The organism is Niallia sp. FSL M8-0099, assembly GCF_038006945.1.
In the GTDB taxonomy this organism is placed as follows: domain Bacteria; phylum Bacillota; class Bacilli; order Bacillales; family Cytobacillaceae; genus Niallia; species Niallia circulans.
In genome coordinates this window covers 837,212-862,288 of the sequence record NZ_JBBOWF010000001.1, presented here as the reverse complement: position 1 = coordinate 862,288, position 25,077 = coordinate 837,212, and the positions used below count along the sequence as shown (strand labels likewise).

25 protein-coding genes, 1 tRNA gene and 1 pseudogene are annotated in these 25,077 nt (G+C 34.8%); 9 read left to right on the top strand and 18 right to left on the bottom strand.

The window, feature by feature from the left end:
* Positions 1 to 16: 16 nt before the first annotated feature.
* From NSQ92_RS04080 to NSQ92_RS04065, 4 genes are all read right to left on the bottom strand, one after another.
* Complete coding sequence (locus NSQ92_RS04080; RefSeq protein WP_144544531.1) at positions 17 to 1,066, bottom strand: C45 family autoproteolytic acyltransferase/hydolase; 1,050 nt, start codon at positions 1,064 to 1,066, stop codon at positions 17 to 19.
* 665 nt (positions 1,067 to 1,731) lie between these two features.
* A complete protein-coding gene (locus tag NSQ92_RS04075; protein WP_341152395.1) occupies positions 1,732 to 4,203 on the bottom strand; it encodes an FtsX-like permease family protein in 2,472 nt (823 codons plus the stop codon).
* The gene (locus NSQ92_RS04070) at positions 4,200 to 4,958 is read right to left on the bottom strand and encodes an ABC transporter ATP-binding protein (RefSeq protein WP_251688783.1); all 759 of its coding nucleotides are present in this window, start codon (positions 4,956 to 4,958) and stop codon (positions 4,200 to 4,202) included. Before NSQ92_RS04070 ends, NSQ92_RS04075 begins: the two co-directional genes overlap by 4 nt.
* A 392-nt stretch (positions 4,959 to 5,350) precedes the next feature.
* Positions 5,351 to 6,682, bottom strand: coding sequence for a GntT/GntP/DsdX family permease (locus NSQ92_RS04065; RefSeq protein ID WP_336045284.1), 1,332 nt, complete (start codon positions 6,680 to 6,682; stop codon positions 5,351 to 5,353).
* 262 nt (positions 6,683 to 6,944) lie between these two features.
* Here NSQ92_RS04065 and NSQ92_RS04060 point away from each other — a divergent pair, with 262 nt between their 5' ends.
* Together NSQ92_RS04060 and NSQ92_RS04055 are read left to right on the top strand one after the other, a co-directional pair.
* Positions 6,945 to 8,363, top strand: coding sequence for a polysaccharide deacetylase family protein (locus NSQ92_RS04060; RefSeq protein WP_336045283.1), 1,419 nt, complete (start codon positions 6,945 to 6,947; stop codon positions 8,361 to 8,363).
* A gap of 144 nt (positions 8,364 to 8,507) precedes the next feature.
* Positions 8,508 to 8,729 (top strand): hypothetical protein, encoded by a 222-nt coding sequence (locus NSQ92_RS04055; protein ID WP_047942409.1) that lies wholly within the window; start codon positions 8,508 to 8,510, stop codon positions 8,727 to 8,729.
* Between the two features lie 146 nt (positions 8,730 to 8,875).
* Here NSQ92_RS04055 and NSQ92_RS04050 read toward each other — a convergent pair.
* Together NSQ92_RS04050 and ssuE are read right to left on the bottom strand one after the other, a co-directional pair.
* Positions 8,876 to 8,947, bottom strand: a tRNA-Val gene (locus tag NSQ92_RS04050).
* Positions 8,948 to 9,072: 125 nt separating this feature from the next.
* Positions 9,073 to 9,600: an NADPH-dependent FMN reductase gene (ssuE, locus tag NSQ92_RS04045; RefSeq protein WP_047942410.1), complete on the bottom strand. Its 528-nt coding sequence runs from the start codon at positions 9,598 to 9,600 to the stop codon at positions 9,073 to 9,075.
* 268 nt (positions 9,601 to 9,868) lie between these two features.
* Between ssuE and NSQ92_RS04040 the strand changes: the two genes are divergently transcribed.
* Entirely contained in the window at positions 9,869 to 10,399 is a 531-nt protein-coding gene (locus tag NSQ92_RS04040; RefSeq protein ID WP_047942411.1) for a DoxX family protein, read from the top strand.
* Between the two features lie 142 nt (positions 10,400 to 10,541).
* On the opposite strand, the gene nrdG is transcribed toward NSQ92_RS04040, so the two are convergent.
* Positions 10,542 to 11,030, bottom strand: coding sequence for an anaerobic ribonucleoside-triphosphate reductase activating protein (gene nrdG / locus NSQ92_RS04035; protein ID WP_047942412.1), 489 nt, complete (start codon positions 11,028 to 11,030; stop codon positions 10,542 to 10,544).
* Positions 11,027 to 12,871 carry an anaerobic ribonucleoside triphosphate reductase gene (locus NSQ92_RS04030; RefSeq protein ID WP_341152394.1) on the bottom strand — a complete coding sequence of 615 codons (1,845 nt, stop codon included), beginning with the start codon at positions 12,869 to 12,871 and terminating at the stop codon, positions 11,027 to 11,029. The genes nrdG and NSQ92_RS04030 overlap by 4 nt, the downstream gene beginning before the upstream one ends.
* Positions 12,872 to 13,080: 209 nt before the next feature.
* On the opposite strand from NSQ92_RS04030, the gene NSQ92_RS04025 reads away from it, so the two are divergent.
* The 4 genes from NSQ92_RS04025 (at position 13,081) to NSQ92_RS04010 (ending at position 15,792) form a co-directional block, all read left to right on the top strand.
* Complete coding sequence (locus NSQ92_RS04025; RefSeq protein ID WP_047942415.1) at positions 13,081 to 13,806, top strand: alpha/beta hydrolase; 726 nt, start codon at positions 13,081 to 13,083, stop codon at positions 13,804 to 13,806.
* Between the two features lie 197 nt (positions 13,807 to 14,003).
* Complete coding sequence (locus NSQ92_RS04020) at positions 14,004 to 14,513, top strand: YjcG family protein (protein WP_047942416.1); 510 nt, start codon at positions 14,004 to 14,006, stop codon at positions 14,511 to 14,513.
* Between the two features lie 6 nt (positions 14,514 to 14,519).
* Positions 14,520 to 14,945, top strand: a complete 426-nt coding sequence (locus NSQ92_RS04015) for a GNAT family N-acetyltransferase (protein WP_047942417.1) — start codon at positions 14,520 to 14,522, stop codon at positions 14,943 to 14,945.
* A 163-nt stretch (positions 14,946 to 15,108) separates the two neighbouring features.
* Positions 15,109 to 15,792 carry a YetF domain-containing protein gene (locus NSQ92_RS04010; RefSeq protein WP_047942418.1) on the top strand — a complete coding sequence of 228 codons (684 nt, stop codon included), beginning with the start codon at positions 15,109 to 15,111 and terminating at the stop codon, positions 15,790 to 15,792.
* A 6-nt stretch (positions 15,793 to 15,798) separates the two neighbouring features.
* Here NSQ92_RS04010 and NSQ92_RS04005 read toward each other — a convergent pair whose 3' ends face one another.
* A complete protein-coding gene (locus tag NSQ92_RS04005; RefSeq protein ID WP_047942419.1) occupies positions 15,799 to 16,056 on the bottom strand; it encodes a hypothetical protein in 258 nt (85 codons plus the stop codon).
* Between the two features lie 161 nt (positions 16,057 to 16,217).
* Here NSQ92_RS04005 and NSQ92_RS04000 point away from each other — a divergent pair, with 161 nt between their 5' ends.
* Positions 16,218 to 18,548, top strand: coding sequence for an ATP-dependent helicase (locus tag NSQ92_RS04000; protein WP_341152393.1), 2,331 nt, complete (start codon positions 16,218 to 16,220; stop codon positions 18,546 to 18,548).
* Positions 18,549 to 18,657: 109 nt separating this feature from the next.
* Here the strand turns inward: NSQ92_RS04000 and NSQ92_RS03995 are convergent, their stop codons facing one another.
* From NSQ92_RS03995 to NSQ92_RS03965, 7 genes and pseudogenes are all read right to left on the bottom strand, one after another.
* Entirely contained in the window at positions 18,658 to 18,912 is a 255-nt protein-coding gene (locus tag NSQ92_RS03995; protein WP_047942421.1) for a stage VI sporulation protein F, read from the bottom strand.
* A 161-nt stretch (positions 18,913 to 19,073) separates the two neighbouring features.
* Positions 19,074 to 19,157 (bottom strand): annotated as a pseudogene (locus tag NSQ92_RS03990) (YjcZ family sporulation protein); the annotation flags it as partial.
* 219 nt (positions 19,158 to 19,376) lie between these two features.
* Entirely contained in the window at positions 19,377 to 19,733 is a 357-nt protein-coding gene (gene spoVAE / locus NSQ92_RS03985) for a stage V sporulation protein AE (protein WP_095258848.1), read from the bottom strand.
* Positions 19,734 to 19,790: 57 nt separating this feature from the next.
* The gene (gene spoVAD / locus NSQ92_RS03980; protein WP_061797430.1) at positions 19,791 to 20,801 is read right to left on the bottom strand and encodes a stage V sporulation protein AD; all 1,011 of its coding nucleotides are present in this window, start codon (positions 20,799 to 20,801) and stop codon (positions 19,791 to 19,793) included.
* Positions 20,801 to 21,283: a stage V sporulation protein AC gene (spoVAC, locus tag NSQ92_RS03975; protein ID WP_047942425.1), complete on the bottom strand. Its 483-nt coding sequence runs from the start codon at positions 21,281 to 21,283 to the stop codon at positions 20,801 to 20,803. Before spoVAC ends, spoVAD begins: the two co-directional genes overlap by 1 nt.
* Positions 21,284 to 21,295: 12 nt before the next feature.
* Entirely contained in the window at positions 21,296 to 21,775 is a 480-nt protein-coding gene (locus NSQ92_RS03970) for a hypothetical protein (RefSeq protein ID WP_047942426.1), read from the bottom strand.
* A gap of 379 nt (positions 21,776 to 22,154) precedes the next feature.
* Positions 22,155 to 22,517 carry a DUF1360 domain-containing protein gene (locus NSQ92_RS03965; protein WP_309325346.1) on the bottom strand — a complete coding sequence of 121 codons (363 nt, stop codon included), beginning with the start codon at positions 22,515 to 22,517 and terminating at the stop codon, positions 22,155 to 22,157.
* A gap of 154 nt (positions 22,518 to 22,671) precedes the next feature.
* Between NSQ92_RS03965 and NSQ92_RS03960 the strand changes: the two genes are divergently transcribed.
* On the top strand, positions 22,672 to 23,160 hold the full coding sequence (locus tag NSQ92_RS03960; RefSeq protein ID WP_047942428.1) for a CotY/CotZ family spore coat protein: 489 nt from the start codon (positions 22,672 to 22,674) through the stop codon (positions 23,158 to 23,160).
* Between the two features lie 392 nt (positions 23,161 to 23,552).
* Here NSQ92_RS03960 and NSQ92_RS03955 read toward each other — a convergent pair whose 3' ends face one another.
* Together NSQ92_RS03955 and fabI are read right to left on the bottom strand one after the other, a co-directional pair.
* On the bottom strand, positions 23,553 to 24,059 hold the full coding sequence (locus NSQ92_RS03955; RefSeq protein WP_336045279.1) for a CotO family spore coat protein: 507 nt from the start codon (positions 24,057 to 24,059) through the stop codon (positions 23,553 to 23,555).
* Positions 24,060 to 24,242: 183 nt separating this feature from the next.
* Positions 24,243 to 25,016: an enoyl-ACP reductase FabI gene (gene fabI, locus NSQ92_RS03950; RefSeq protein WP_047942430.1), complete on the bottom strand. Its 774-nt coding sequence runs from the start codon at positions 25,014 to 25,016 to the stop codon at positions 24,243 to 24,245.
* Positions 25,017 to 25,077: the final 61 nt, after the last annotated feature.

The following is a 25,077-nucleotide window of genomic DNA, read 5'->3' as shown; positions in this document are numbered from 1 at the left end:
TTCCTTTATATATACGCTATAATAACTCCATATTAATAAAGGGAGTATCATAATCAAGCTTTCCTTTAATTTTTTTCAAGTTCAGCTTTTCTCCCTTTAAGAAAGATTCTAAATCGATGATAACAGGCATTCGATCACTCCCAAGCGCAAACCACGCTTTTCTTTCATTAGGCAGGTATGCTGCGGTGTGCAGTGTTCCAGACCAGGCATTATACTTGGTTGAAAATATCTCTTTATCTCTATCATTCAATATTCGAAAGGCCTCATACACATTTGAATGATTTCCCTGCTGCTTCTCAATATTCTGCTTTCTTTGTATAGATTCATCCATCTGATAGCGGTTTTCTTCTTTTAATATTTCAAAGTGATTCGTACTAATATTAGATTTTCTGGCAATAACCGAACGTGGTGTTGCTTCTACAACAAATGCCTCTCCACTAGGATCTAATAACACATAGCTAAAGGATGTTCGATGTGGTATTTCTTTTAATAAATCAATGGCCTCTTCTACATTTGCACACGTTTCTAAAATCATTCGACCAATCATATTACAAATAAAACCATCCCCTGAACCAACTCGATTAATAAAGTTATAGCCCATTGCGAGACCTTTTTCATTTATCCCATCTATTCTTCCTGTTATTTGCATAGATGGACCGATTACTGCATATCCAGTATCAGTTGGCTGATAAATCATATAACGACCCTCATAGGAACCTGGATGACTATCATAGTTTCTAATTAAATACTGGGAGTCTGCTAAAATAGAACATCCACTTCTTCCATACTCTACATAATGACCGCCAAATTCTCGTAATGCATCCTCTGTTCTCCACTGAAGAGCGTCTGCTAATCCATTGATTTCTGCTAGCATTCCAGGAATAAATTTGTTTAAGAGCTGGATGGATTCTTTTTCATTTATGGTAAAATAACGTTTCCGCTTAGATGTCCAGTGCTTTATCCGATTAGGGAGAATGGGTGAATCCTTTAATAATTCTCCTTGCATATATCCAAAATCATAATGATTTCCGCGAAACTGGATGAAATCACTATATACTTGTTTCATTAACATTTCCCCTTTAATTGCTTCCCTATGGAGAGTTGAAGTATGCTCTATCTCTGTGAAAGGAAAAGACTTCTAGCAGTTCAAACTGAATAGTTGAACTATTCGAGTTTTACAGACGTCCACCTTCCGCGCATTCACCATAAAAGGTGAGAGCTTTACTGTACATGAAGCAAAGGGGAATGACAAATAAATTGCTCGTGTAAATTTTTCTAAATTAAATAATATCACTTTGCTTTCCATAAACTCAGATTACTAAATAGTTGACAATGATTGATTTAATACAAAGTTGGGATAATGTACTCCAACCAAAAATAAACCTGAACAATTACACAGAAGTGCTAATAAATTACGCATAATTGTTCAGGTCTTAATTATTTTAGGAAAGAAGTTAGTGGTAATCACTCGTAGACGGATACACTTCGCTTGCTATGGGGTGAGCGCCAAGCCTCCTCGTCACTCGGTCTCAGACTTTCCTGCAACTCCTATAAGAGTATTCGTATTAATCTCTTTTGAAAAAAACAACGCAACTAAGGGCTCTTAAAAAATCCCTTGGAACGGATTGGTTCACTACTAAATTAGAGAGTAACTTATCTATATTTAGTTTTTTCTCCTCCTCTTACTAACCGTTTTCAGCTGTCTTATTTCTAACACTCTTCTTCTTCCAATTATTTATTATCTTCTGTAAGTTCTAAAGATATCTTTTTTCTACTCAATTTTGTCGCAATAGGTATAAATATACTATTACCTACAAGAAACATAGTAACTCCTATTCCTATTATTAGCGAATAATAAATCGAAATTTGACCTGAATCTATTAATAGAATAACTGAGGTGAAAATTAGTCCTGCAACTATCCCCAACAATAAGCCTATCAATAGATAGAGATTGATTTGAGTTAATATGACCTTTTTAATTCCCTTTCGATCGATAGAAATTGTCCTTAAGATTGCGAACTCTTTTCTTTTAGAATAAATGTTGTTTCCTAGTGTACTAAATACTCCTAGCATTACACATATTAGAATCACAACCATAACACCAATAAAAATAGACCATCTTTGCAGGAACATCTTATTCGCTTTTTCAATAGACTGTTGGTATACATTGATCTGGAGTTCAGGATACTGCCGTTTGAGTGTTTCTAATGCTTGAACAGTTTGTTTCTCATTGTCAGAGCTAATGTACATCGCACTGAATTTTGTAAAATCATTTTTAAATTTTTTATTTTTCCAGTCAATATAAGCATCTGCATCAGTTAGATTATTTATTACCGCTCCTATTGTAAGTGTATCTACAAAATCGGTACTCTGCTTTTGATTCGAAAAGAGTCCCATGTCAATAGAATCTCCTACTTTTAAACCATTCTCTTTTAAAAATCTTTCTGATACCACTATCAGGTTCTTACTATCGTCCTCCATTTTTGGAATAATTCCTTGTTGTTCCATCTTAATAAAATCCACCAAGGAATAATCAATAGCTTTTGTTCCCTCTTCATCCATTATCTCTGCTGAATTATTCGTACTTCGACTACTAACCTCGATGACACCACTTATTGTCTGAACCTTCTTTTTCAAATCTTCCTGCTCTATATTGGAGTCATACCCTAATCGACTCGTCAACACAATAGAGGTTGGATATTGTTCCTTTAAATAATTCTCTTCATTTTGTTGGATTGTTTTTAACATAACCGAGCCAAATACTGCTATAGTCATCATAGCACTGACCGTCAATATCACAAAAGTATTTTTTCTTACTTGTGGTACTAGATTTTTAATTGCAATATAAGAGACATTTCCAAGCGTCTTTTTAATTACTGGTAAGAACCATGTTAAGATAGTTCCAATATAAATAGGAAATAGGAGATAAATACTAATTAACAAAATTATGGCTCCTAGTAACACACTCGCTACTCCCATCATTGCTTTACCAATACATATTAATAAAAGGGCAATAAATAGAAGGGCAAAGCCAATAATTTTACGAATTTTTTTATAGCCGAAATCACGATTTTCATTTTGTTGGATTATTAAAATTGGCAATAATCTCGAACACTTATAAGCTGGAATTAGCATAAAAACCTGAATGATCATTCCACTTACGAATGCAACGATTAAACTTTCTATGTAGTTAAAACTCACCTTAGGTACATCAAATAAAAATATTGCCTCCAACCACGGCTTCATGTATTGGTGACTAATTAAAGCCAGTAAAAAACCTCCAATTGTTCCTGCTGCCGTAATAATGCTGCTTTGAATTAATATAATTTTAGATAGCTGTTTTGTTGTTGCCCCCATGGAGCGAAGAATCGCAAATTGGTTTTTATATTTATATAAAAATAATTCGAAATTAGAAATAATTAGCAGTGCTGTAATGATTAACATTAAAAAGGTTAAAGAGAAAATAAAAACCTTGAGGGATTGCACATTACTTTTTAAAAATTCATCTTCTTCTGCAATATCAATTCTTAAACCATTATCATATTTCCTTAATTCACTAGCAAGCAATAAAGTATCAGCTTGCTCATTCGCTTTGATTAAAACATAAGTTGCTTCTTTCGCTTCACCTGTCTCTTGTTTGACTAATTTTTGCACTGTTTGTTTAGTAAAAAGAAGTATATCTGGTGTAAGTCCACTTGCATTTAGGTCTTCTATAATTTCCGATACTATAAATTCATTATCCTCAATAGATACTTTTTGACCAATTCCTAGTCGCAATGTTTCAGCTAAGCTCTTATTCATGATAACTGAGTTTTCTTGAAGATTCTGTTTGAAGTGATATCTACTCTTTGCTAAATTATCATTTTCTACACCAACAGAATAAATTTCACCTTGTAATGCATCTACTTTTAAGTGAGTAATAATTACTGGAGATAGCATATCAATATCCTTATTCGATCGGAAGGAATTAATAAGGTCTTGATTTACACTTTTATTTAGCTTGGCTTCATATCCAACCGATAGATCCATCTCACCGTACATTTTCTGAACTTCTTCTCTTAACGAACGTTCTGCATTTGTTGCATAGGAGACCATAACAATTACTAAACAAACCGATAGAATAGTACTAAAGACAGAGGTCCATGTAATGAACTTATTGGTTTTAAAGAAACGCAAAGCTATTCCTCGCAATGTTTTCGTCATACTCTTGTCTCCAATAGTTTTCCGAACTTTTCTAATATATCATCTATCTTCTGATCTCCAGCCGATTTATATTCATTCACAATCTGTCCATCATGAAAAAAAAGAACACGGTCAGCATATGCTGCAACGTGCGGATCATGCGTAACAACTACTATGCTTTGTTTCAAAGTCTCTTTCATATTTACTAAGACCTGAAGTATCTCTTTTGAAGTGTTATAATCTAAATTTCCTGTTAGTTCATCTGCTAACACTATAGGTGGTGCTGTTATTAAGGCTCTTCCAATAGCAACACGTTGCTGTTGTCCACCTGACAATTGAACCGGCCGATGACTCTTCCAATTCGTAAGGCCAATAAACTGTAACATCTCTTTCACTTTTTCATCAATATGAGTCTTCTTATCTCCCTTTAAAACAAGTGGTAAAGCAATATTTTCTTCCACTGTTAAATCCTTCAAAAGGTGGAAAGATTGAAAGATAAATCCAATATTATTCCGACGATAAAAAGTTGCATTAGGTTCTTTGTAAATTTCTTTTTGGCTTTGTCCATATAATTGAATTTCTCCTTGATCAGGTATATCTAGAGCAGCCAATACATTTAACAAAGTACTTTTACCAGATCCACTTGTTCCCATAATAACAATCATTTCACCTTCATATAGTTTAAAAGAAACATTTTTTAATGCTTGTACCTCATAACCTGTACCTTTATAGATTTTTGAAAGATTACTAACAACTAGAACTGGATTAGTTACCAATCTGTTCCACCTCCACCGCTTTATTTTCCTCATTATACCAATTCGACTAAGATTTGTACATTTTTAATAGAGTCCATTTTTACGATTAATTCTTCAAATGTACCTCTCCTCTATAATCTTCCCTTTTATCAATACCTATAATTCTATCAGAATATTTAGTAGGTTCTAATCTAAGTGATATTTTATTAGTATGCTGATGAAAAAATGACTTTATCTAAAATGGACTATTAAAAGTTAGTTATAATTTACACCTTTATTACAATCATAGAAGACTCCACCAGTACCTTCTCGATTACTTATACACAAAATTTGGTCTGTTTAAATACGGGCTTAAAGTTTTCTAGAGGCGAATAGAGCTTCTTTACTCCTACATAAAAATAGTAGGTGAACTTTTAAACAATTAAATCTAAAATCAAGACACCTGCAAATGCAATGAATGATAATATCGTTTCTAATACTGTCCATGTTTTGAAGGTTTCTTCGACTGTTAGTCCTAAATATTCCTTTACCATCCAGAACCCGGCATCATTTACATGGGAGAACATCAAGGAACCAGCACCAGTTGCTATCACTAATAGTTCCACATTTACTCCAGACATCCCTGCGATGATTGGTGACACTATCCCTGCTGCTGTCGTTAAGGCTACTGTTGCAGAACCAGTTGCTATCCGTATCAATCCTGCAATCATAAAAGCTAATACAAGTGGGGATAATGATAAACTCTCTGACATTGTTCCAATTGTATCGCCTACTCCACTATCAATTAACACTTGTTTGAATGCACCGCCAGCACCGATAATTAGTAAAATGGAACCGACTGGCAAGAAACAATCTTCTGTAAACTTTTTGATACTCTCTTTATCCATTCCTTGACGCATACCAAGGAAATAAAAAGCGAAAAATACAGCAATTAATAACGATAATAACGGACTTCCAACAAAGGCAAGTACATTTCTTACGCCTTCTGAGAAAATCGTCAAGTAAGGGGCAGCGGTTCCAATGATCATTAAAATAACAGGTAATAAGATAGATAGGAAGGATACGCCTGTACTTGGCAATTTCTCTTCTGCTATAGGCTCTGCCGTAATAAGTGTTGAATCTCCTTTAGGAAAAACACAGCTATTGATCCACTTTGCAAATAATGGTCCCCCGATAATCCCTGCAGGTAATGCAATAATCAAGGAGTATAATAAGACCCTGCCTAAATTAGCATCAAAAATACCTATAGCAGCAATTGCTCCAGGATGTGGCGGAACCAGTCCATGTACAATGGATAATCCCGCAATACCAGGTAATGCAATCAATAAAATATTTTTCTTTGTTGCCTTTTGAATGGAAATAACCAACGGCAATAATATTAAAATACCAACCTCAAAAAATACTGGAATTCCAATGATAAACCCCGAGAAAAACATGGCCCAAGGTAATTTCTTTTCTCCAAAAACGTTTACAAAAAAATTTGCAATTCTTAAGCCTGCTCCTGATTCAGAGAGCATTTTTCCTAAAATTGTACCTAATGCCAATATACCAACTAAGTGACCTAATACGCCACCTACCCCTGTCTCATAAGCGCTTACAATCTTATCAAAAGATAGTCCTGAAAAAACTGCTAAAAATAAACTCGCCACTGTTAAACTAATAAAAGCGTGCCACTTAAAAAGGGAAACTCCAACAATAACAATGACAATGGAAAGTAATGCAATAATCAATAAATAGGCATCCATATTATTACCACCTTTTCTCTTAGGTTTGAAAGTGTTTTCATTTGATAATATTATACGAAAAAATTTTTCTTTTATCAATATTATATTAAAGAAAATTTTTTATTCATACAGTTAAAGAAAAATATAATTCAATACATAACTGTAATATATATTGCCATTAATCTTTTTTGAAGAATTTAATTAAATGTAAAACCATTTCCCCTTCTATTACGTCTATATTAATAAAGCATTATCTTTTATTTTCAAGTAAGGAGTTAACAACATGAAACGCTTAAAATGGAGAAATATTTTCATACTTTTTATTTGCCTCACTCTTTTAGTATTTATTTTCAAATTTTTCGATAGTGACAAAAAACAGGCTGCTGAACCCTCAGAAAAACAGCCAGAGGTCAAAATACAATATGATCAAAATTATAAGACAATTGAAATAAACTCATATACTAAAGATGAAAAGCATGGAGGCTACTGGACCAGCTATCCAATCCTTCCAGATGAAGAAATCACTGCTGCATTGAAAAAATATATTACAAGCAAAATTACCGAATATGATAAACGAATTCAGAAATCAAATGTTCCGGTTACACAGGAAACTTCCTTACATATTTCCTACACGATTACGCATTACAGCAAACAAACAATCTCGATTCTTTTTGAGACGTTTGAATATATTACAGGACCTAAAGGGAATTTGACAACAGAAAGTTTAACATTTGATTTACAGACACATAAACAGCTTTCATTAAAAGACATTTTCCAAGAAAAAAGCAATTATCTATTTCTCCTTTCAAAAATCAGTTATGGCGAATTAATAAAGGATAAAGACCTAGCAACAGACAAAGCGTTAGTAAAACAAGGAACTTCACCAAATGAAAATAACTTTCAAAACTTTGCGATTCTAAATGATTCTATCCTTTTTTATTTTCCTTCTAACCAAATTGCTGCAGAAAAACTAGGTGTTCAAGAACTTGCCATCAAAAAAGATATCTTACAAGATAAATTACTAGCAATCTATCAAGAGGAAGAGAAAAATAAAAATTTACTTGCAGAAGCAAAACCGAAAAAATTGGCTACCGAATTACCAGAAGGAGCGAAAATTGATCCATCAAAAAAAGTCATTGCTTTAACATTCGATGATGGTCCAAGTAATAAACCAACAAAAAAAATTCTCAAAGCATTAAAGAAATATAATGGCCATGCTACGTTTTTTGTTCTTGGTGAGCGTGTTCAATATTATCCAAACATCCTTCAGGAAACGATTGAGAACGGGCATGAAATAGGGAATCACTCATGGAATCATCCGCTTCTCACTAAAATGAATAAGAAGAGAGCCTTAAAGGAATTTCAAGATACAGATAATTTAATAAAAAAAGTAACAGGAATGGAACCTACCCTTATTCGCCCGCCCTATGGAGCCATTCAGCCTGAACTAAAAAAAGAACTAGATAAAGAGATTGTGCTTTGGACCATTGATCCAGAAGACTGGAAACATCCATCGAAAAAGAAAATTGTTGATAAAGTTATGAAAGCAGCGAGTGATGAAAGCATTATTCTTATGCATGATATATATGAAAAAAGCGCTGATGCAGCAGTGGAAATTATTGAAAAGCTAACGAAAGAAGGGTATCAACTTGTAACTATTTCTCAATTAAGGGCCGTACAGGAGGAGAGAAATAGTAAATAAAAATGTAATAGATTTTTTGTTTTATAATAAAATCAATCTTTGTAAGCACCAAAATTTTTGGTGCTTTTTTCTTTATAACCAGGAAACAACTATCTATTTATCAAACTTCACATAAGATAAATTAAAAATAAAGGAGGCAAACATATGCAGCCAACCATTATCACTGGGCTAGATGGCGTAATTTATCAAAACTTCCCCCAGCCGACATATGGAGCATGGAACCAACAACTTCTTGGAAAGGAAAACTCTTATTACTATCTGATTGGTGGACAAATGTATTATATTGCTCCAAGGCCACAAGGAACTCAAGCTTATTACCCTTACTTAGGTCCAAATGTACCGTTAAATAGAGGACCATGGTATTGATATTTTCCGCATCTACCAAGTGCTTAAAAAATGCTGTTTATTATGTATTTGGTTAGCAGGACTATTCAAATTAATAAAATTTTGAAGTACGTTTACAAAGAAAAAAGCTTCTCTAATGAGAAGCTTTTTTCTACGTTCCTTTATAATGACCTGTACTGGGTTCGAACCAGTGACCCCTTGCCTGTCAAGCAAGTGCTCTCCCACTGAGCTAACAAGTCATGATTATAGATTATTATTACCTGCATCTTTTAAAATTCTGCTTCTGTCCTTATCATACCATGTCCTCTCTCCACATTCTAGGAAAATATAGAAAAAGTGATGGTCTGCCATCACTTTTCCACAATTATTGAATTCCCTCCAGTAACTGGTCTAATTGATTCGTAATCCTTGCTTCTGAATCGATATCTAAAACATAGTTTTGATTGTCTTGCTTCGCAATTTGATTATCTGTTACATAAGCTCCAGTTAATAAATTCGTAGCACCTAGGTTCGCTAATACAGGCTTTAAAGCATAATCCATTACTAATAGATGGGCAATAGTTCCTCCTAGCATCAGCGGAAGAATTGCCTTATTTCGAAGACTCTTTTGTGGCAATAAATCAAGAAAAGTCTTAATAATTCCGGAATAAGACGCCTGAAATACAGGTGATAATACAATGACACCATTACTTTGTTCTACTTTCTGTCTTGCCTCTATTATATCCTTGTTCATAAAATCTGCTGTAATTAAGGCCTCACTTGGTAATTGATGAACTTGAATAATATGAACACCCACATTCTTCTTTCCTAAATAATCTACCGCAAATTGTAAAATACCTGTTAATCGTGAGTCTATTTTATGTCCACCAGCTATGATGGTTACCGTTGTCATGAAAGCCTCTCCTTTATAATAAATTCCCATTATAAAAACGATGTTTTTTATTTATCCATTATTCTAACACGAAAAAGAAGAACCGTGCTGAAATGGTGATTTCTAAATTAAATGCAATATTTATTACTTTCCATATAAATATGTTCACAATTCCGTCATATTCTTTTGTACATATTGTGAATTAAATCACAATATCACTTTTTTCTTAAGAGTATTTGATATATTTAACTTGTAAATAATAAAAACAAAAAAAGAAGGGATGATTTTTATGTTTATGAGTTTTTTAAGAGAAAATAAAGTCGCAGCTGGGCTTTTAACCATTATACGTTTGGTGCTAGGTTATTCTTGGTTTACTTCTGGATTTGGTAAATTAACTGGCGGAGGATTTGACGCTTCTGGATTTTTAACAAATGCCGTTACTAATCCAGTTACAGGACCAGACGGAACCGCGGTTTATGGATGGTATACAAGTTTTGTCGAAGGATTTGCTTTACCAAATGTTGGACTATTTAATGTGCTCGTACCAATTGGGGAGGTATTAGTTGGTCTTGGGTTAATTTTAGGTTGTTTAACAACGGCAGCAGCATTCTTTGGTGTCATTATGAATTTCTGTTTCTTGCTTGCAGGCACCATCTCTCATAACCCAACAGATATCTTAATGGGCATGATCATTATGTTTGCTGGAGCAAATGCAGGTTACTACGGATTAGATCGATGGGTATTACCATATATCAGAAAAACAATCTTTAAAAAAGAAGATCATAATGCAGAATTTACAAAAAAACCTCGTTTAACATAAATAGAAAGTTGCTAGGAAATTTAAGCGGATGACCTGTAAGAAAAAAACCGAACAATTTACGATTTCCCTTAACATTTACGTATAATTGTTCGGTTTTATATTTAGTGAAAATAATTATCTCACGGCCTCTTCCTCTCTCTTATCATTCATTAATTAAACAAACCCTATCCTCTTTTAGACTTTTTTGACAGTCAATAATCCGTTGATTGCAGCTTCCTTTAAATAATAAACTTAAATCTTTTTGTTCTAGCACAAACCGACCATCTACTAAAACATCTACATACATACTTAGTTGGGTAAATTCATCAGATTGGGCTGCTCTCAATTCTTCCCAAAGAAATCCAGTATAACACCAAATATTTTTATTTAATTGTTTACATTCCTTAGCTAATTGCTTAAGCTCTGTTATTTGTAGCATGGGCTCGCCGCCACTAAAGGTAATATCGTTTAAGGGATTTTGCTTTACTTTCCTCATTATTTCGTCAATCGACATTTCTGTTCCACCATTTATTTTCCAACTTTCTGGATTATGGCATCCTCTACAATAATGCGTACACCCTGCAAAAAAGATAGTAGTTCGCAAACCTGGACCATCTACTATGCTGTCTTCCACAATCGATAACACTCTCATCGATGTTTGACCCTTTCCCGTTCTTCTGCCCGTTTTGCATTATTCCACCGATTAAGTGATCCAACAAGATAACCAGTTATTCTCCGAATCCTTTCAATCTGGTTCTCATTTTCCTCCCCACAATTTGGGCATTCATTATCGATTATTCCTTTATGTCCACAAGTCATGCATCGATCCACTGGATGATTAATGCTTCCGTAGCCAATCCCTGCCTCTTTCATCGTCCGTACGATTATTTCTATAGCGTCTACATTCTTACTGGCATCGCCGTCCAATTCTACATACGTAATATGACCAGCATTTGTTAACGCATGAAACGGTGCTTCGCGCTGAATTTTTTCATGAATAGAAATGGGAAAATAAACGGGAATATGAAAACTATTCGTAAAGTATTCTCTATCTGTCACCCCTTTAATAATCCCAAATTTCTTTCGAGCAGCTCTTAATGCTTTTCCAGCGAAGGATTCTGCTGGAGTTGCAAGAAGAGAGAAGTTTAGCTGATATTTTTCCAAGGCTTTGTCTGCCTTTTGGCGCATAAACTGAACAATACGTAAACCAATTTCATACGCCTTTTCACTTTCTCCATGATGGACACCAAGCAAGGATACTAGGCATTCCGCTAAACCAACAAACCCAATCGATAATGTACCTTGCTTCAGAAGTTCTTCTAGTGGATCATCCACATTCAGTTCTTCTCCGCCTTGCCAAACACCTTGTCCATATAAAAACTTGAAATTCGCTACTTTTTTCTTTCCTTGATAATAAAACCTTTCAAGGAGTTGATCAATAACCAAGTCGATCGTTTCATCCAGTTTGCGGAAAAATGATTCTACCGTCGTTGACTCTAAAGCCAATAAAGGAAGATTAACACTTGTGAAAGATAAATTCCCTCTTCCTATTGTTTGTTCACTTCCATGGATATTTCCCATCACTCTAGTGCGACACCCCATTGTGGCGACTTCTGATTGAGGAGTGCCATTATAATAAGCTAAATTAAATGGGGCATCTATAAAAACAAAATTGGGAAATAATCGTTTACTTGTCGTCTCCATCGCTAAGCGGAATAAATCATAATTGGGGTCATTCTTTTGATAATTAATTCCGTCTTTTACTTTAAATACGATAATTGGAAAAATGGGCGTTTCTCCTGCCCCAAGTCCTGCTTGGGTTGCCAATAATAAATTCTTTGTCACCATTCTTCCTTCTACTGATTGATCTGTTCCTAAATTTACAGAAACAAATGGCGTCTGTCCACCGCCGCGGGAGTGCATGCTGTTGCAATTATGTATAAATGCCTCACAAGCTTGATAGGTTTCTCTTTCTGTCCATTCCCAGGCCTTTTTCTCTAGTTCCTCCTTTTCTTGAATTACCTCCTTTAATCGTTCTTTATTTTTTCTATATGTTTTCTGTATATATGGCGCAAGATCATAGTCTAACATTGGGATGGATTGTCCACCATGCTGCTGATTTTGATTAGCTTGCAAAATAATTGAAGTAAGAGCCATTGCACTCATAATTGATTTTGGTTCTCTCATATATCCATGACCAGTATTAAAACCGTTTTTTAAGATTTTGGCCAACGGGATTTGACAGCATGTTGTAGTACCAGAAGAATAAAAGTCTAGATCATGAATATGAATATATCCTTCTTCATGTGATTGTTTTACCTTTTCCGATAATAAATGTTCCATTGTATAATATTTAGAAGCTGTCGCAGCAAATTGCATCATATGACTCATCGGCGACATTCCATCTACATTTGCATTTTCTTGGATAAAGTCTTGATTGTTGCTGTTAATTATTTCTGCAAATTGATTTAATAGTTGAACTTCATTACTCATTTAATTCACTCCATTCTAAAGGAATCCTTATCCATTATAATAGAATGAATCATCATTTCACTATATATTGTGTTTATTTCACAAAAAATACACAATATATAGAAATACAAACATAGAAAAATTCCTATCGCTCTAGCTTTATACTATTCATAAAGTGCTTTTATTGATAAACTAATTGTAAAATCATCCGTAATAAAGGAAGGATAACTATGACAACAAAAGGGACAATTAAAGAGGAAACTATCTTTAGTAAAGAATTAGGAGAAGAAGTGACTTTATTAATCTATCTCCCACCAGCATTTTCTCCTCTTTATAAATATCATTTACTTATTGCACAAGATGGGAAAGATTATTTTCAATTTGGCCGAATCGGCAGAGTAGCTGATGAATTACATGGCAATCATCAAATTGCGGATACCATTATTGTTGGAATCCCCTATTCCTCTGTTCATGATCGTCGCAGGAAATATCATCCTGATGGCGCACAGAATAAAGCATATATTCGTTTCTTAGCGCATGAACTTGTTCCCTATTTAGATAAACAGTTTCCCACCTTCCAAATGGGAATGGGACGTGGACTCATTGGCGATTCATTAGGTGCAACTGTATCATTCATGACCGCTTTAAAATATCCGCATACTTTTGGAAAAATTATGTTGCAATCCCCTTTAGTAAATGATGGCGTCTTTGATGCTGTTCATAAATTCGATTCTTTTCATTTACTAGAAATAGATCATATTATCGGTATAGGGGAAACAGCTGTAAAAACAACCATCAACACAACAGAGGATTTTCTGACTCCTAACCGAGAATTATCTCATGTTTTGCAAACAACAAATGCTGATTATTCATATGAAGAATTTAATGGGGATCATACATGGAAATATTGGCAGCCTTATATTGCAAAAATGCTCCTGAAAATGTTTCCTTCTTAAAAAAGGGCATTCGATTGACTGTTTTTATTACCTAACGGAGTATCTCGTTAACCATTAGGATTTTTTCTGAAATCTTTGAACTTAAATGACTAATTTTGTTATAATATCTTACATATAGAACATTGAAATCGTAATAATAGATAGTCTATCTTCTATATCTTTGTACACTCTTTTATTTTGAAATGGAGGTTCGTCGAATGAAATACGGTATTGCTATTTTCCCTGGTAAGGATTTGCAGGATTTAGCTAATTCACTTCGAAAAAGATATGACCCGAAATACGCTTTAATTCCCCCACATATCACGTTAATTGGTGATTTTGAAGCTAATAATGAGGAAATTGAAGAAGTAAGTAAAAAACTAGCAACGATTGCAAGTCATTATCATTCTATTCCCATTAAAGTGACAAAGGTCAGTTCTTTTAAACCCGTAAGCAATGTTGTTTATTTAAAGATTGAACCAAGTACAGACTTAGAACATCTTCACCAAGAACTAATCAGTACATTGGGTGTTAGTCCAGAGCATCCATTTGTGCCGCATATTACACTTGGGCAGGATTTATCGAGTGATGAACATTTAGACTTATACAGTAATTTACGCATGCAAAACTATCATTTTGAAGAAACAGCGGATCGTTTCCATTTGCTATATGAATTGGAAAATGGCTCTTGGACAGTCTATGAAACATTCCGTTTAGGAAAGGAATAGTGGAAAGTGGAAGTAGTTATCGTTAAAACAGATAAAGAGTTAAAAGATGCCTTTTATGTTCGTCAAACTGTTTTTGTACAGGAGCAGAATGTACCAATAGAAGAAGAAATAGATGCATATGAAGAGGATAGCGTTCATTTTGTCCTCTATGATGACGACAAAAAACCTATTGGTGCTGGACGTTACCGGACATTTGATGAATACGGAAAGGTAGAAAGAATCTGCATCCTCTCCACTAATCGAAAAGGTGGAGCTGGAAAAGCCGTTATGAATAAAATCGAGGAATATGCCTTAAATAATGGGGCTCCTGCCTTAAAACTGAATGCCCAAACACAGGCAATTCCCTTTTATAGCAAACTAGGATATGAAGTCATCTCGGATGAATTCCTAGATGCTGGTATTCCACATAAAACGATGATTAAGCATTTATAAAATTTTAAGGCTGCCCAATGGTTGAAAGCACAGCTTACCTTTAAAGCTTGTGATTATCCGCCATAGAGCTGCCTTTTTTGTTTCCGCAATTATCGAAAACAGAGGTTTGAGGTTTAATTTTCCTCCATCTGCCTACAATAGATGGAGGAAAGGGTGAGTTGAATTGGAATTCACACATATATTTAGCGAACTAATTATCGGCTATATTTTATTGCTGCTTTTAACAAAAGTATTAGGAAAAACACAAATCACGCAAATTACTACCTTTGACTTTGTTTCTGTTTTAGTACTAGGAGAGCTTGTCGGAAATGCTATGTATGATACAGAGACAGGAATAAAAGAAATAATGTACTCTATTCTTGTTTGGGGAGGATTAATTTACATAACAGAATTCATCACCCAAAAGTTTCGGAAAACCAGACAACTTTTAGAAGGAAAACCATCCATTGTTATCAATAAAGGCAAGATTGATTTTAAGGAATTACAGAAAAATCATTTGGATATTAACCAATTACAACATTTACTTCGTGCAAAAGATGTTTTTTCAATAGCAGAATGTGCTTATGCGATTTTAGAAACAGATGGGACGATAAGTGTACTCAAGAAATCAGCATACAGGAATCCCACAAAGCAAGATATGAATTTATCGTTGGAAATCACAGCTCTTCCAATAAGTGTTATTCTTGATGGCGAAATCATCAAAGAAAATTTACCTCGAATCGGTTGGAATGAAGAGCAATTAATGCAAGAATTGAAAAAACAAAATGTTCAATCTCCAAAAGATATCCTCTATGCCGAATGGCAGGAAGGATCGCCTTTATATGTGCAAAGCTACCAAATGAATTAAAGCAATTTAGATTTGTGCATGAAAATAAGTGCCTTTTCCAGTTAGTTCTGCAATTAACTTCTCATTGGCTACTTGTTCTTCATGCCTTTGTTTCTTCTGGTAAGACGTCTGAGAAGGATACTTTAACTCTAGATTGTTAGAAAAATTAACGATTTTAGCCGCTGGATAAATCTCTTCTTTCTTATAATTCCGTGTTTTGCTTACAATGTCTCTGACCGCGTACTGCTCGGCTTGATAATGAGAAATTGGCAGAATATATCCCATCAGAATCTGTCCCTTCTAGTTTATTATTTTATCCTTTTCCCTTCTTTTCCAAAAAGCAAACCCCTTTTCTACTCTTTAAACAATCATCTGTTTTTGATATGATAGATATTATTTCAAACTTATGTACAGCTACAGATTTATTAATAGATTCGAGGTTTCCTATGTTAACAGCTTTTTATTATGATAGACTTATTTCCTTAAATACCATTGACAGACAAGAATTACAGAAAATTTATGAAGCTGGCAAAAATGGATTTCTCGCATGCTCTGTATGTGGAGAAGCAGTAAAACTTTATTTAGGGTTAAAAAGTACTCCCTATTTTTATCACTATTCAGCTAAACAGCCCTGTATGACAGAAGCATCTGCTGTTGCACAGGAACAAGCTGCTATGACTGAAACCGATTATGAAGAAAGAAATGGGTTCCGGATTCCTAAGAGTAGAAATATTTCCAAAGACCATACAGAAATTACTCCTTTTAAACCGCCTATGTCTATAAAGGCGATTACCCATACATCTGATGTCGCTGCTAGTCAACCAGTTACTTTTCCAAAAGAATCTTATTTAAATACACTGAAACAAAACGGCTATTCTCTTGATATTACACAAAGTGAGGCTGTCGCAATAGATGATGGCCCCATTCTAGTTCTTGCAGGGGCCGGAAGTGGGAAAACCCGAGTGTTAACAATGAGAGCAGCTTATCTCATACAGGAGAAAAAGGTAGATCCGTCAACCATCATGCTCGTTACCTTCACAAATAAAGCCGCAAATGAAATGAAGGAAAGACTCTTGCACTATCCAATGATGAATAAAGGGATTGTGCAAAAAATTGTTTCTGGGACTTTTCATAGCATTCTCTACCAAATTTTAATTTTTCATGAACGGGAGAAATGGCAGCGAAATAAATTATTAAGCAGTAATTGGCAGCGAGAGCTTTTGTTAAAGGAAATTGCCCGTGAAAGGCAAATAGATGAAAAAGACTTCCCTTTCGATGCAGCTCTTCAATTAATCGGTGCATGGAAAAATAGTATGCTTCTTCCCCATGAAATAGAGCCTCTTAATGACTGGGAAAAGAAAGTTGCCCAGCTATATAGTGGATATGAAACAAAAAAAATACAGCGAAATTTATATGACTTTGATGATATGCTTCTGGGCGGCTATCATTTCTTTCTTGAAAATCCAGCTATTTTAGAAACCTATCAAAAGCGTTTTACTCATTTCTTATTAGATGAATTTCAAGACATCAATAAAGTTCAGTACGAATGGATGAAGCTAATGGCAAGGTCAGCTCATTCTATCTATGCAGTAGGAGATGATGATCAATCTATCTATTCTTTTCGTGGTAGTGATCCAAAATACCTTTTAGATTTTGAAAAAGATTATCCAAATGCTAAAACGATTATTCTTGATTATAATTACCGCTCTTCCCAAGAAATTGTATCCATCGCTAAATCTACAATCAGTAAAAATACGAAGAGACGAGCAAAAAAAATGATAACTGGCTATTCTGGCCAAACTCCCATTGCCTTTTATCCTTATGATGAGGAAGAAGAAGCTACGATGATTTTGACCGATATTCAGGAGAAAATAAAGACAGGCTATGAACCGAAGGATTTTGCGATTCTCTTTCGAACTAATACAAATAGCCGTGCCATGTTTGAGCGATTAGCTTCTTCCAGTCTGCCATTTCGTTTAGAACAAGAGGCAGGTTCTTTCTATCAAAGGTTTATTGTGAAAAGTATGATGGCTTATTTAAAGCTCATTCATGATCCAGATGACCAGCAAGCAGTTGCTGATATTCTCCCAACCCTATTCTTAAAAAAAACGGTATTACAAGATATTAAAGCAATAAGTATATTAGAAGATTGCAGCTTTTTAGATTGCCTAGTTTTTATTAAAACAGGATTCGCTTTTCAAGAAAGCAGATTGAAAAAGATTCCAGAAATAGTAAAACGATTAATTCGTTATTCTCCTCTAGATGCTATTAATTATATTGAAAAGGAATTAGGCTTTCAGGAATTTATAAAAAAACGGGGAAACGAAGGAAATCAATGGGATAAAGGCTCTGATGATATTCGCGATTTAAAGGTTGTTGCACGTAAGTTCCAATCGATTAAAGAATTTGTTCAATATACAGACCATATGACTGCCATGAATGAAGAATTACGAAAGCAATATCGAAACGAAGATAATGTAATCACATTAAGCACGATTCATCGCGCCAAAGGTTTAGAATATAAAACAGTCTACATTGTTGGTACGGTTGATGGTTCCATTCCCCATGACTTTGCATTAGAATCGTTCCGCAATAATAACTTCATGCCGATAGAAGAAGAACGTCGCCTTCTCTATGTTGCGATGACAAGGGCCCAACAAGAACTATATTTATCGATTCCTATGTATTTAAGAGGGAAAAAAGCAAAGGCTTCGCGTTTTTTATCACCCTTGACAATGGTTGCTATTAATGCAGCTGAAAAAAATCGACTATTATAAAAGAATCAGTAATTCAAGCCTTACTGAGATACATTCTTACAAGAATCATTTAACAGGAAAAAAATAGGGTAACTATATCGTCAATTCGAGTAGCTACCCTTTTTCATTTTTACTTCTTGTTAATCATTTTAGATAATGTATTAAAATCAAGCTGTTTGCCATCTTTAATAATTGATTCAACAATCTTATCTTCTGTTTGCTTAGGAACAGATTTTCCAGCAATTTGTGATACTCTGCGAATGACACTTCTTACTGTTTTTTCATCTTTAAAATTAGCATTTTGTAAGGAATTCGCTAGTTCTAAAATATCCTTCATATTAACGCCAGTTTTAGACTCAATGTTTTTAAAGAAATTATTGTTCATACCTGTGTTTCCTCCTTCGATGAGCTACTTTATATTCTATGAAGGAAAGAATAAAAGGTGAAAACTCAAGAAAAAGAAAACAAAAAATGAACAAAGCGCTTAAATAAAACGGAAAGGAGCTCTCTTTGCAAGAGAACTCCTTTTCCCAATGACTAAATGAATTAGCTGTAGAAGCTAGCTCCTACGATAATTAAAAGGATAAATAAAACAACGATTAATGCAAAAGAAGAAATTCCATATCCTCCTCCGCCATAGCCGCCGCCATAGCCATATCCGCCATAACACATTCCTGCATCACCTCGCTTCTCCTTGTACTCCTTAACAGAATATGGGGAATTGAAGTTTATGTGTAGGCAAGCTACTATTAACGAATAGAATGTACGATTGTCACAGAGTTAATCATTTATTTCTCCGTTTAAGCAACACTTTTCCGTGTCTGCTTTTCTTTTATAAGATATACTGCTTTATCCTTTAGGTTTAAACAGTAGTGCTCCTATAAAGCCAAATACGATTGCTGCTGATATTCCAGAGCTTGTCACTTCAAACATACCTGTTAATACACCGATAATGCCATGCTTTTCAGCTTCTTGCATCGCCCCATGTACTAAGGCATTCCCAAAGCTTGAAATTGGTATTGTCGCACCTGCTCCTGCAAAGTCAGCAAACGGCTCGTATAGTCCAAATCCATCTAAAACTGCACCAGCCACAACTAATGTTGTTAATGTATGTGCAGGTGTGAGCTTTGCAACATCAAACATAAGCTGACCAATGACACAAATTATGCCACCAATCACAAAGGCCCAAAAAAACATTGGGAGCATATAGATTCCTCCTTCTTTCTTTTATAAATAAGCATTCTATAAAGAAAAAGCACTGAATTAAATTTCGATTGATACAGCATGAGCGATACAAGGTATTGTTTCCCCTTGTTGAACGGTAAGCGGTGAGAGAAGCGCACCAGTGGCGACACAGAGGATTCTTTTATACATACCTTTCTTCATTTCATTTAATAAATGCCCGTACATTACTGTTGCGGAACAACCTGCACCGCTGCCTCCAGATTGTACAGGCTGGTCATTTGTATATATTAACAAGCCACAATCTTTCATTATTTTTTCATCAATTGTTAACCCTTTTTCCTTTAAAAGGGCTATTACCGTTTCTCTGCCGATTTTTCCTAAATCGCCTGTTACAATTAAATCATAATAAGAAGGATCTAATTGTAAATCTTGGAAGTGAGCAAGGATAGTATCAGCAGCTGCTGGAGCCATTGCCCCACCCATATTAAAAGGATCTGCTAATCCCATATCTACGACTTTCCCTATTGTTGCAGAGGTTGTGTAGGGAAGTCGCTCATCTGACTGATTCTTCGTAATTAAAGCAACACCGGCACCTGTTACGGTCCATTGAGCAGTCGGCGGTTTTTGGCCACCATATTCTGTTGGATAACGAAACTGTTTTTCGACTGCTGCGTTATGACTAGAAGCACCTGTTAATACATTATTAGCTCCTTGATAATTCACCATAAAGGAAGCAAGTGCTAAACCCTCCATAGACGTGGAGCAAGCACCAAATAATCCGAAATAAGGGATTTGCAAATCTCTTGCAGCAAAACTGGAAGGTGTAATTTGGTTGATTAAATCACCTGCTAAAAAGAACTGGATATCTTCTCGCTTGAGTTCTCCTTTTTTCATGGCTGTTTGTGCTGCTTCTTCCAATAAAATGCGATGAGCCTGTTCATACGAGGTTTTTCCCATCCATAAATCATCATGTAATACGTCAAAATCAGCAGCTAATCTTCCATTTGCTTCAAAAGGACCGCCTGATACTCCGGTAGATTTTATTACTGGATGATTTTGAAATACCCAGGACTGTTTTCCCTGAAGCATTAGAATCCCCCCGTCATCATAATAAATAGTGTTTTTATAAGAGCAACTACAAATGCCGAAAAAACACCGAACAATATAACCGAACCAGCTAGCTTAAAAATATTTCCTCCGACTCCTAGCACAAATCCCTCTGTGCGATGTTCAATTGCGGCAGAAATAATGCTATTACCAAATCCTGATACTGGAACTGCGCTCCCAGCACCAGCAAACTGGCCTAACCGGTCATAAACTCCAAATCCAGTCAATAACATCGAAAGAAATATAATGGTAGCAGAAGTTGGATTTCCCGATGTTTGTTCCGTAAAATGAAAGAAATATATATAGAAGTAAGAAATAAATTGACCAATCATACAAATAAATCCACCTACAAAAAATGCTTTAATGCAGTTCTTAAGAACAGGTCGTTTCGTTTCAAATTTTTGCTCGAATTTTTCATATTGCTGCTGCTGTGGTGTCTTGTTTTTTTTCTTACTATCCGCCACCTTTTTCCCTCCTTACGTTAATTCATTATTCAATTGAATAATCTCTTTCAAACGTTTATCTGCTTTTTCTTTACTATAGTCCGGCTTCTGGATATTATCCCATAAGCGGATGGTCTCTAAGAATATCTTAAAATCACTAGAGACAGTGAATCTTTCATCTGGATATTTTGCTTCAAGCTTCTTCGTTAATTCCTTTTCAATACTTTTCATTTTAAACCTGGCCATTTGCTTTACCTTATATGCAACTAATGTATCTTTCTTCCCCTTGATTACTGCAACATCATAAATGGACGAAATGGTATTCGTTTCTTCTTTTATTCCTTCTACTAATTTTTCTTGGTTTCCATCAGTCTCTGTATAAAGAGCAATTGGCGCTGGATTAATCCTTTTAAGCATTGACCATCGGCTATTCGGTGTTTCCTTCGCACAACCAGCTAAGAATACACATATGCTAAAAATCAATAGATAAGATGCATGCCTTCTATTTGTCATATTCTTCCCTTCCTATGTAAAGATGAATTAATGTATCTTTATTTTTTTCGATTTAGGCAATAATTATTAGATGTTTCTACAACAAAAAATATCCAATTTTTACAAACTGGGTTTAAGTCATAAAAAATACCCGCACAAAGTCGGGTATTTTTTGTTATTTTGCTAATTTTTTTCCACAGTTACATCCAGATTTTTTTCTCTTTGCTTTAGTCGGTTGCGCCTTTACTGGCTCAGTCACTTTAGGTACTTTTTTTCCCAGCAACTCCAATCCCTCCAATAATGATTTATACATGTATAAAAACATTAATTTTTAATGTTCTTATCACATTGTATGTCAGGAAAAAATGTATGTGTAAACAACTAGCCTAGCAGTTAGTAACTATTCAACAAACACTCGTTGTAAAATAGCTTCTAACAAAGACGCTCCTCCAGCTATCGCAAAGACAAGAACAAATGGTTCACAAATAACTGGAAAGAAATAATATAAAATGGTAAGAAAGATTGCAACCCATACTCCGGTACACCAATAACAACTAATTAATTCACCAATAAAGCCGCGAATTTTTCCTGACTTAGGGATAATATAAACTTCTGTTTGCCCGTCTTTATTTTGTTCCTCTATTTCTTCTAAGAATATTTTCCGGAAAAATTCAGTAATCTGATCAAACACAATCAATCTTGTTACACGAAAGCTTGCCAAAATGAGTAAAAAAAACTCCATCCAATGGATTTCCATCTCCATTCTCCTCTCCAATTGTCCAAAATATTCTAAACGAATGGTCATATGCCCAAATTTCAAGAAAAAAGGCGTTTGTCCGTAACCCATAAGGCTCTTCGGCAATATGTTAGTAATGTAAGAAACATAAAGAAAGAAACAAACAAGGAGGAAAACAATTATGGGTTGTGGAAAAAAAGAAGATATTCACGGTACATCCAGCTGCGTTTGCGAAGTGGTTCGTGCCATTAAAGATATCCAGGATAGCGCTGAAGACAATTGCGAATGTGAAACTAACTGTTTCTCAGAGCCTTTAGGATCTCTTGTATCTCCAACAAAACGTAAAAAAGCAGATACACGTGTATTCGTATTAAGTAGTGCAGATGGCTCTCCATTCCATGCATTCTTTACAGGTCATGACTGCAACTGTGTTTCCATCTTTTTCAGAGTTGAAGATATTTTTGATAACTGCTGTGCAGTATTGAGAGTTCTTGCTCCTATTGGGAAAGATGGGGAAACTCTAGATATCGTTGGACACAAAGGAATCGACTTAAGCAAAATTTGTGAATTAGAAGGATTCCAACGCACTTCAAGCTGTATAACTGTTGACTTAAACTGCTTCTGTGCTGTTCAATGTATCGCTGACGTTGACTTAAATGTTTGTGACTAATGAATTACTAACTTTGTAAATGCTATACACTCGGAGGTCGTCTTTAAGACGCCTCCGTTTTTATGGTCACTCCTTTCTCTCCGCCTTATATTTTATGCATAGGAAGAAGCAGGCATGTTATCAGACGAGTTTGATTCTATATGTTCACAAATTTGTTGAATTTTGTATCGTGAAGTTTATTACTCCTTAAATCCTCCCTAATTCTTAAGCATTTTTTATGCTTGTACAATATTCAGCTTTTATAACTTCGATAAATAAAAAAAGATTATTCCAAATGGATAAATAGTGACAAATATATCCTAGCGAGTAATATAGTGAATAATGCCGCTATTATATTGATGACACCATAATATCCAATTTGAAATAACCGTCTATTAACCGGGAAAGAATGTTTAAATACCAATCATTTTAATCTCTTCAATCGATGCTATATTTAAAGTAACGATTGTCTGATCCATTAATTTTATATCGACTTTATCTGCATTTAAATCAACAACAAATCCACGAACTTTCTCCTTAGCAGTTACAACCAAACATGGGACTGGAGGTAACTGTTTTGGAAAATGAAGTAAGTACTCTAATTTCTCGACAATTCCCATTTCTTTAAAGCTTTTTAATCGTTTAAAGGCGGGTTTTCTTGGTACTTTTTCCACTTGCTGTTCCTGATAGGTTTGAATTTGTTCTTGCACATTTGTAGTGCCTTGTTTTTCGACTCCTTCTTTCACAGAATCTTTTTTCGCTTTTATTTCTTGGAGCGCCTCTTCCTTCTGCTTTTTTTCCATCAGCTCTTTGTATTGTTTCTGTTTAGAAATATTTGCTGAATAGCTTACTTGCATATTGCCCTTCATCGTTTTTGTGCCTGACTGAGAAAGATAAGGTTTACTATTCTCACTATACATCTTTATCACCTCCTAAAACAGATAACACAAAATTTATAGGATTCATCCTAATGTATGCATGATTCGCCTAATATGTAACTTGAAATAACAAAAAAAGAAAGGTAGTACAAAGAGTAGAATTGGCGCAAAGAAAAAGAACAAAAAAAAGACAGTCAATCAACTGATCGGCTGTCTTGTATGAAATTAACCAACAATATGGAAACCTGAGTCAACATGAATGTTTTCTCCTGTTATCCCTCTTGCTAAATCACTGAATAAGAATAATGCTGTATCGCCTACTTCTTCTGGAGTAGTTGTTCTTCTAAGTGGAGAACGTTCTTCAATTTCTTTAAGAATGGAATTGAAATCACTGATTCCTTTTGCTGATAATGTACGAATTGGACCTGCAGAAATAGAGTTAACTCGAATCCCTTCTTTTCCTAGGTCAGCAGCTAAGTAACGAACACTAGCATCTAATGAAGCTTTAGCAACACCCATTACATTATAATTTCTAATAGCGCGCTCTCCGCCTAAATAAGTAAGTGTAACAATGCTTCCCCCTTCTGTCATTAACCCTTTAGCTTCTTTTGCTACAGCAGTTAAAGAATAAGAGCTAATATTATGGGCAAGCAAGAATCCGTCTCTTGTTGTATTCATATAGTCACCTTGCAGCTCTTCTTTATGAGCAAAAGCAATACAATGAGCAATGCCATGAATAGTTCCTACTTCTTTTTTTATTGTTTCAAAACAAGTAGCAATCTCTTGGTCATTAGTAACATCGCATGGTAAAACAATACTATCTGTTGAATCTAAAGTTGCAACAAGGTCACGAACGCTTTTTTCTAATCTTTCCCCTGCATAAGTAAAAATTAAACGAGCACCTGCTTTATGCAAGGAAGTCGCAATTCCCCATGCAATACTTCTTTTATTCGCAACACCCATAACTACATAGGTTTTGCCTTTTAACGAAAAAGTCATTCTTATTCCTCCTATATACTATTACAAGTTATTAGTACCTAGTACTAATTTTACTACAAAA

Excerpts from the sequence above, each read along its gene's own strand:
- NSQ92_RS04080 (WP_144544531.1), bottom strand. The coding sequence starts at position 1,066 with ATGAAACAAGTATATAGTGATTTCATCCAGTTTCGCGGAAATCATTAT.
- NSQ92_RS04075 (WP_341152395.1), bottom strand. The coding sequence starts at position 4,203 with ATGACGAAAACATTGCGAGGAATAGCTTTGCGTTTCTTTAAAACCAAT.
- NSQ92_RS04065 (WP_336045284.1), bottom strand. The coding sequence starts at position 6,682 with ATGGATGCCTATTTATTGATTATTGCATTACTTTCCATTGTCATTGTT.
- NSQ92_RS04060 (WP_336045283.1), top strand. The coding sequence starts at position 6,945 with ATGAAACGCTTAAAATGGAGAAATATTTTCATACTTTTTATTTGCCTC.
- NSQ92_RS04055 (WP_047942409.1), top strand. The coding sequence starts at position 8,508 with ATGCAGCCAACCATTATCACTGGGCTAGATGGCGTAATTTATCAAAAC.
- ssuE (WP_047942410.1), bottom strand. The coding sequence starts at position 9,600 with ATGACAACGGTAACCATCATAGCTGGTGGACATAAAATAGACTCACGA.
- NSQ92_RS04040 (WP_047942411.1), top strand. The coding sequence starts at position 9,869 with ATGTTTATGAGTTTTTTAAGAGAAAATAAAGTCGCAGCTGGGCTTTTA.
- nrdG (WP_047942412.1), bottom strand. The coding sequence starts at position 11,030 with ATGAGAGTGTTATCGATTGTGGAAGACAGCATAGTAGATGGTCCAGGT.
- NSQ92_RS04030 (WP_341152394.1), bottom strand. The coding sequence starts at position 12,871 with ATGAGTAATGAAGTTCAACTATTAAATCAATTTGCAGAAATAATTAAC.
- NSQ92_RS04025 (WP_047942415.1), top strand. The coding sequence starts at position 13,081 with ATGACAACAAAAGGGACAATTAAAGAGGAAACTATCTTTAGTAAAGAA.
- NSQ92_RS04020 (WP_047942416.1), top strand. The coding sequence starts at position 14,004 with ATGAAATACGGTATTGCTATTTTCCCTGGTAAGGATTTGCAGGATTTA.
- NSQ92_RS04005 (WP_047942419.1), bottom strand. The coding sequence starts at position 16,056 with ATGGGATATATTCTGCCAATTTCTCATTATCAAGCCGAGCAGTACGCG.
- NSQ92_RS04000 (WP_341152393.1), top strand. The coding sequence starts at position 16,218 with ATGTTAACAGCTTTTTATTATGATAGACTTATTTCCTTAAATACCATT.
- NSQ92_RS03995 (WP_047942421.1), bottom strand. The coding sequence starts at position 18,912 with ATGAACAATAATTTCTTTAAAAACATTGAGTCTAAAACTGGCGTTAAT.
- spoVAE (WP_095258848.1), bottom strand. The coding sequence starts at position 19,733 with ATGCTCCCAATGTTTTTTTGGGCCTTTGTGATTGGTGGCATAATTTGT.
- spoVAD (WP_061797430.1), bottom strand. The coding sequence starts at position 20,801 with ATGCTTCAGGGAAAACAGTCCTGGGTATTTCAAAATCATCCAGTAATA.
- NSQ92_RS03970 (WP_047942426.1), bottom strand. The coding sequence starts at position 21,775 with ATGACAAATAGAAGGCATGCATCTTATCTATTGATTTTTAGCATATGT.
- NSQ92_RS03965 (WP_309325346.1), bottom strand. The coding sequence starts at position 22,517 with ATGGAGATGGAAATCCATTGGATGGAGTTTTTTTTACTCATTTTGGCA.
- NSQ92_RS03960 (WP_047942428.1), top strand. The coding sequence starts at position 22,672 with ATGGGTTGTGGAAAAAAAGAAGATATTCACGGTACATCCAGCTGCGTT.
- NSQ92_RS03955 (WP_336045279.1), bottom strand. The coding sequence starts at position 24,059 with ATGTATAGTGAGAATAGTAAACCTTATCTTTCTCAGTCAGGCACAAAA.
- fabI (WP_047942430.1), bottom strand. The coding sequence starts at position 25,016 with ATGACTTTTTCGTTAAAAGGCAAAACCTATGTAGTTATGGGTGTTGCG.